7 protein-coding genes and 1 pseudogene are annotated in these 6,132 nt (G+C 39.0%); 1 reads left to right on the forward strand and 7 read right to left on the reverse strand.

What is annotated here, in order from left to right:
• Nucleotides 1-11: 11 nt before the first annotated feature.
• From HDC92_RS24045 to HDC92_RS25405, 4 genes and pseudogenes are all read right to left on the reverse strand, one after another.
• Nucleotides 12-197, reverse strand: a complete 186-nt coding sequence (locus HDC92_RS24045) for a YtxH domain-containing protein (protein ID WP_183877429.1) — start codon at nt 195-197, stop codon at nt 12-14.
• Nucleotides 198-218: 21 nt separating this feature from the next.
• Nucleotides 219-410 (reverse strand): cold-shock protein, encoded by a 192-nt coding sequence (locus HDC92_RS24050; protein ID WP_183877430.1) that lies wholly within the window; start codon nt 408-410, stop codon nt 219-221.
• Nucleotides 407-871, reverse strand: a complete 465-nt coding sequence (locus HDC92_RS24055; protein ID WP_183877431.1) for a ferritin-like domain-containing protein — start codon at nt 869-871, stop codon at nt 407-409. Before HDC92_RS24055 ends, HDC92_RS24050 begins: the two co-directional genes overlap by 4 nt.
• Before the next feature lie 150 nt (nt 872-1,021).
• Nucleotides 1,022-1,420: pseudogene (locus tag HDC92_RS25405) on the reverse strand (TlpA family protein disulfide reductase); the annotation flags it as partial.
• 456 nt (nt 1,421-1,876) lie between these two features.
• On the opposite strand from HDC92_RS25405, the gene HDC92_RS24065 reads away from it, so the two are divergent.
• Nucleotides 1,877-2,494 carry a class I SAM-dependent methyltransferase gene (locus HDC92_RS24065; protein ID WP_183877432.1) on the forward strand — a complete coding sequence of 206 codons (618 nt, stop codon included), beginning with the start codon at nt 1,877-1,879 and terminating at the stop codon, nt 2,492-2,494.
• A 608-nt stretch (nt 2,495-3,102) separates the two neighbouring features.
• Here HDC92_RS24065 and HDC92_RS24070 read toward each other — a convergent pair.
• From HDC92_RS24070 to HDC92_RS24080, 3 genes are all read right to left on the reverse strand, one after another.
• Nucleotides 3,103-3,453: a nuclear transport factor 2 family protein gene (locus HDC92_RS24070; protein ID WP_183877433.1), complete on the reverse strand. Its 351-nt coding sequence runs from the start codon at nt 3,451-3,453 to the stop codon at nt 3,103-3,105.
• Between the two features lie 272 nt (nt 3,454-3,725).
• Nucleotides 3,726-4,481, reverse strand: coding sequence for a helix-turn-helix domain-containing protein (locus HDC92_RS24075; RefSeq protein WP_183877434.1), 756 nt, complete (start codon nt 4,479-4,481; stop codon nt 3,726-3,728).
• 247 nt (nt 4,482-4,728) lie between these two features.
• A complete protein-coding gene (locus tag HDC92_RS24080; protein WP_183877435.1) occupies nt 4,729-5,811 on the reverse strand; it encodes a DNA alkylation repair protein in 1,083 nt (360 codons plus the stop codon).
• Nucleotides 5,812-6,132: the final 321 nt, after the last annotated feature.

A 6,132-nucleotide genomic window follows, 5' to 3' on the forward strand; every position in this document is an offset into this window, starting at 1 on the left:
AGGCTTTTTGGTTATAGACCCTGGGGCATTCTGCCTTCCTGGATGTCTTCTTTTATTTCTTTTGCTTTATCCAGCCATTCTGGCGCACGTTCTTTGAGCTCGTCTAGTTTGGTCCTGCCAAATTCATCCTGACGGGTCAGGTATTTTAGTCCTTCGTAAATTGCGATGCCGATAATGGCGTGTTTAATAAATCCCATATTGATTTTCTTTATTTTGTTTTAGATGATGCGTTTGACCTTCACGGCGTTCAGTCCCTTTTTTCCTTCCTGCTCATCGTATTCCACACGGTCATTTTGCCTGATCTCTTCACCTATTCCCGAGATGTGTACAAATATCTCTAAGCCGTCATCTGCTGTAATGAACCCAAAGCCTTTTTCCGAATTGAAGAATTTTACTGTACCGGTTTTCATGACTGAGTAACTTTTAAGCGTTCATTGTAACCGCGGATCTGGCTCAATGCTTCGCGGATGCCCGTTACTTGCCTTTGCAGCAGGTCAACGTGATCTGCATGGGTAGAGGGGTTGTTAATGGCGGCTTCAAATTTTTCGATGGCGGCCTCTTCACCGGTCTCGATGGCGTTTAAGATCGCTGAATCCTCTTTACTGCTAAAGGCTTGCCTGATGTCTATCCAAGTGCGGTGCAATGCGCCAAGTAAGCCGCCGCTTTCATTATCTGATTCACCGCCATGCTGCTCAAGATGTGTTTTGAGTTCGTCTGCGTATAGCCCGCGCTGCACGGCGAAGTTCAAGAACAAGCCTTTCAGTTCCAGATCTTCAGTGGTTTCACTGGCAGAATTGTATCCTTCTTTCCCGTCGTTTAGAAAGTTGATCAGCCCTTTAAGGTCGCTGATGATTTCGTTGTTGTGTTCCATAGTTAACTGTAGTAGATGTATGCTAAGTAACCATCACGGAATCAGAAAGTTTTGCTTAAAATCAAAAAAAATAAAGCAGCGATAATAATTATGCAGCCCGTTCGCAGGATGCATAATTATTGGTCAAATGCGGGGAGGGATATGGGACTATTAGTTGTTAATGGCTTTCCTTATGAAATTTTCTATATGATTTAAACCTGGGTCTGATTGATCTGAATTATAAATGATTGTTCCTTTTTTATTCACTACAAGACATGTAGGTATTGAGTACACGCCAAAAGATCTTGGGATCTTGCTTTTTGCGGGCTTCAGCCTTTCCGATACATTTATCCAGGTAAGTTTATTTTTTGATACATGCTCTTTCCATCGGATTACATTGTCATCATCGTTGAAATAGATAACTTTTAACCCTTTTTGCTTATAGGTTTCATATAATTGTTTCAACATTGGCAGTTGTTCCTGGCATGGGCCGCACCAGGTAGCAGAAAAGACAATGATATAGGGTTGGCCTATCAGGGAACTGTTGGTAAATGCATTGTTGTTTAGGTCATTGACTTTAAATTATGATTACAAGTAATAGCGTTAATAGTTTTTTAATATTAATTGTAAATTCGATTAGACGGAGTCCCGTCGTCCTTTGATAAATAAAATAATCAGGAAAGCAGCTACGGGCGATACAGTTACTGCTAACAATATTGAGCCCCAATATCCGAGCGCAGTATCTTTACCATAATTCCCGATCCTTTCAAATATGAAAAATATTAACAAACAAAGCAGAGGTATGATTATGATCTCTCCCGGCCCCAGATTTAAAAACATCATTAGCATATTAAATAATTAAAGTAGCTCTAATATAATTAAATCTGGGCTCAAGCTGTTGAGAATTTAAATTCCTGGTTTCGTTGATATTAAATGTTGAGATTATATTAAAAGAGATTTCTGACGAAATGAGGGGACTTAATAACGTTTTAATGTAAGCTGCCTTGTGGCTATCTTTGCCCGGAGATGAAAAAACAACACATTCAGGACACTTTCGGAAATATTGACATTTACTTATTTGATCAGATACTTAAAGGCACTTACGACGATTGTGATATGATCTTAGATGCCGGTTGTGGAACAGGCAGAAACCTGCTGTATCTGTTGAAGAGCGGAGCAAATGTTTTTGGTGTAGATCAAAACCAGGAAGCCATCGCACAGTTGAGGAATCTCGCAGGCTCATTTTCCCAGGTTGATCCGGAAGAGAACTTTCAGGTAGCTTCGGTAGAAGAGCTGCCCTTTGAAAATGAAACCTTTGATCTGGTTATCAGCAGTGCTGTATTACATTTTGCAGAAAACCTCAGTCATTTTGAAGCGATGCTGAACTCTATGTGGGGCGTGCTGAAACCGGGCGGATATTTTTTCTGTAGGCTAGCCTCAGAAATTGGGATCGAATCCTTGGTCAGGTTTATTGGGAACGGCAGGTATATCTTGCCCGATGGATCGGAACGCTTTCTGGTGAACCAGGAGATGCTGCTCAGACTCACCAAAAAAATTGGGGGAGAACTTCACGAACCCATCAAAACCACTAACGTTCAAAATCTGAGGTGTATGACTACCTGGTGCGTGCGCAAAATGAAATGATCCTGATTTCAATGTTGGAGAAAAGTAAATGTTAGTTCAGTATTACGGATAATAATTAAGCATATCTTTTCACGGGCTGCATAATTTCCGCTGAGGAAGCGAAAAAGACGCTATGCCCGTTCTAAGAATGCAGAATTATTGGTCATCGCAGGGTGGGGATCGTATTTATCGGTAGAATATTGCTGTTTATTTAGCTCAGGTGTTTCTTTGCTCAACACGATTTCACAGTTATAGACTATTTTAAGTGGTGCACTGCGTTAACCGAAAATTCTTGATTTATGTAAAAGGATACTCACGTAAATTTTTACATTATATCAATAAATTAGTAGCTATGACAATTGAAGATTTTCCTGGATCTTATGAACTGACCTTTGCGATATCCTCGATCATTTTACTTATTTCCTCTGCACTGTATTCCTCTCTTTTAATAAAAGTCCCAATGGGACATTTAAGCTGTTCGAGTGTAGACATATTTTCCATAATTAAAGCTAACAGGATTTGCCCAATGAGTAATCACCGATTTGTCAAATTGAAAGAGCATCTAAACATTCGGGACGAAGCCTAACATGAACCATTCTAAGAAGTTTTAGGGCCCGGTCAGTAACTTATCAACAAAGAAATTGCTGTTTTATAATTTTACCGTCTGCAACTTTGTAGATGCAAAGTTCATCTATGAACATCTCTTTTTCATTTAATCTGAATTGCATGAAAAGCCTGATTGTGAAATAATTTCCGGCGTGAATAGCCTCGGAAACATCTATATTTAAAATGGACACTTTTGACAGAAATTGTTTTTCCCGCTCTACTAATTTAGCTAATCCTTTTAAAGGACTTGGGTGAGGGTTTAAGGGGTCAAAACTCTCGGCATCACCGCTGAAAAGATCCTGATAGGCTCCTATGAAATCCTGGTTTCGCAGCAGTTCTATTAATTTATTGGAAATCGATGTTATTGGTTGCATACTTTTTTTTTAATTCACGTTTATCTACGTGAGTTCCTATCATGCAAAAATACCTGCGGACAATCTTCTCATTTTGTAAAAAAACGACAAAATTACATTTGATCTGGTCTCTCGCATATGAGATATCTTTTATCCTGTTGGCAATCAATAGGCATATCACCATTTTTGTAAAGTAATAGAAAACAGTATGTACGTAAAGAAGATACCTAAAAATTTCGGTTGTAATTAATTGGTGATCATGGGATAATGGGAGGAAGAAGTTTAGTCTATCTTTAAAGGTGCCTATTCTTAAGGCCAATTTCTGAAGGATTAAGCCCCGTATATCTCTTAACTTCTTTGGTTAAATGAGCATGATCGTAGTATCCCTGCTCATATGCAATACGAAGCAAGCTGTCTTTACCATTATTGTTTTTGATCCGCTTACTCACATGAATAAACTTAATTATTCCGATAAATAGCTTCGGGGAAATCCCGATCTCCCTTTTAAACGACCGCTCCATAGTCCGGGTTGTCATATTATGTACGCTGGCAAGATAATCGACTGTGATCAGCCCCTTGGATTGTACAATGGTTTGCGTTAAGGGAATTAGTCCGAATGATATGGTTCTGATCTTGCCGGTAAAAAAACGATCTAATCTTTCAACCAATCCTTCATCCAGATCAATAATACTCAAAAGTTCCTGATCCGGAAACTCGGCAATTTTATCAACCAGCTCTTCTGCAGCCACTTTATAAAATGCAGAAAACCCTGCTGGCTTAAACCTGATACCTACAAAAACAGAATCAGGAATACTTGTAATAATGTTTGAACAGGTCATTGTGCCTGCAAGATATATCTTTCCGGGCAACAGTTCTGTTACGTGATTTATAACGGGTTTCGTTTTTCCGGCGTTGATGAAAATTTCCATACAGCCGTCAGCGAAAATTCGTCGCTCCGATGGCCTAACCAATGAATCGTTTTGCAAAAGCCAATAGGTGTCAATATAGGACTTAAGTTGTTCTGAAGGTTTGAATTCGCCGTATCCCATCAAAATTAATATTGTCTATTTTAAGAAAATCCATTTGAGCATCGCTGATACTTTGGTAAAGATATCTGTCCTGTAAATTACCATAATCATTAAAGCGTAATATTCTACAGATATTTAAGAAATTCATCGGGCAAAGTTAACTACATCGGTGTATCATTGCAGGAACAAAGAGGATGTTGGAAATACGATATCTGCCCGTGAATCTAGTTATTGTAGGGATAGCGTTCGAACCAGCGTTTTGCCATTATTAAACAATAAGATCAAATTCTATACTTCCGAAAACCTTTCCATTTATTATTATATCTATCGCATGTGTGCCCGCATAGTGTTTACGGGTGGTCATGTCTTTAAATAATTGTCTTTTAGATATTTGCGTAATTTGACCTGGCAACAAAGTCAATTCCTTAAGTTTAAAAACCTTTTTTGACTTTTCTCCTGAAGCCTTTACATAATGAACCGCATAATCGATAACCAGCTTTTGCGAAGTGTCTTTTAAACTTTTTACCGCAAACCCAATTTGCAGTCCCTCTCCCAATTGAACATGATGCGAACTGATATTAAAGTTATCGATGTGCAGCTGCACATCTTTTTCAAAATTAAATACGGACAGGGAATCCTGATCGCCTTTTTTTATAAGCGTCCGGCTGGCGTGTTTGATGATCCAGCGTGTATGTGCATTTGTGCCATCCCAGGTTTTAACGAGTTGCAGCATATAGCCGGGATTGTCTTTAGAAATATCATTCAGATGGTTTGCTACCGATTTGCGAACATAAGGAACTTCATCGGCCTTTAGTTTTTCCAGGATGTCCGTAGTAAGCGACGGATCTTTTATGATCCGTTCCATTTTAAATGACCAGGGCAAACGTGGTCTTGAACCTTCTGACGCCAACCTCCTTACGTGCTCATTTTTATCTTCAGCCCAATGCTGCATTATTTTCAACGTTTTGTCAAAGTCTGTTTTCAGAAATTCCCTGATAGCGAATTCGGAAGATCCAAGTGAGGTGAAATCTTTGAGTGCCTGAATGGAAAGATCAAAATGTTCTTTGCCATAACGGGCTACAAAATCTGGTAGTACCAATGCCGTATAACCTCTTCTTAACTTAGGTGCAGCGCTGTAGAGTGTATCAATGGCAGTGTTAAAGTTGGCAGACAGGTATTTTTTCAAGGTGACGGAGGTATTGCGAAGCCGGCCGTTCAGTTCCAGCTTATCCAGATTTTCTGTTACATCTTTTAAAAAAGCATCTGTATTGAAGTTTCGATCAGCATCGGTAAATATAGCTGCAAAATGCTGATAAAACGGAAGATTAAACATTTCTTTTAATGGTTCCATGCCTGATTTGTTGATTTACTGCGTAACTCAAATATAAAATATTGTTTTTGATGTAGTATGAATGGATTCCATTTATAGCATATACTTATTAAAAATTACTGCATTGGAATATGACAAATCTTTTATCCTAAATCCCGATACAGTTATTTAATAATTCCCAACGTGGATTTGATCTTCCATCTCTATTTGAGATAATCGTATTCGCCATCTCTCGATCTCGCGCTCGAGATCATCCGCTGGCAGTCGTGCAGGTCCGTAGACAACATGGGGCTCCAACACTGAAAATCCTGTAAATTCTAATATCCCCCGGTGCAATGGACG

It is taken from the genome of Pedobacter sp. AK017 (assembly GCF_014200825.1).
Lineage (GTDB): Bacteria > Bacteroidota > Bacteroidia > Sphingobacteriales > Sphingobacteriaceae > Pedobacter > Pedobacter heparinus.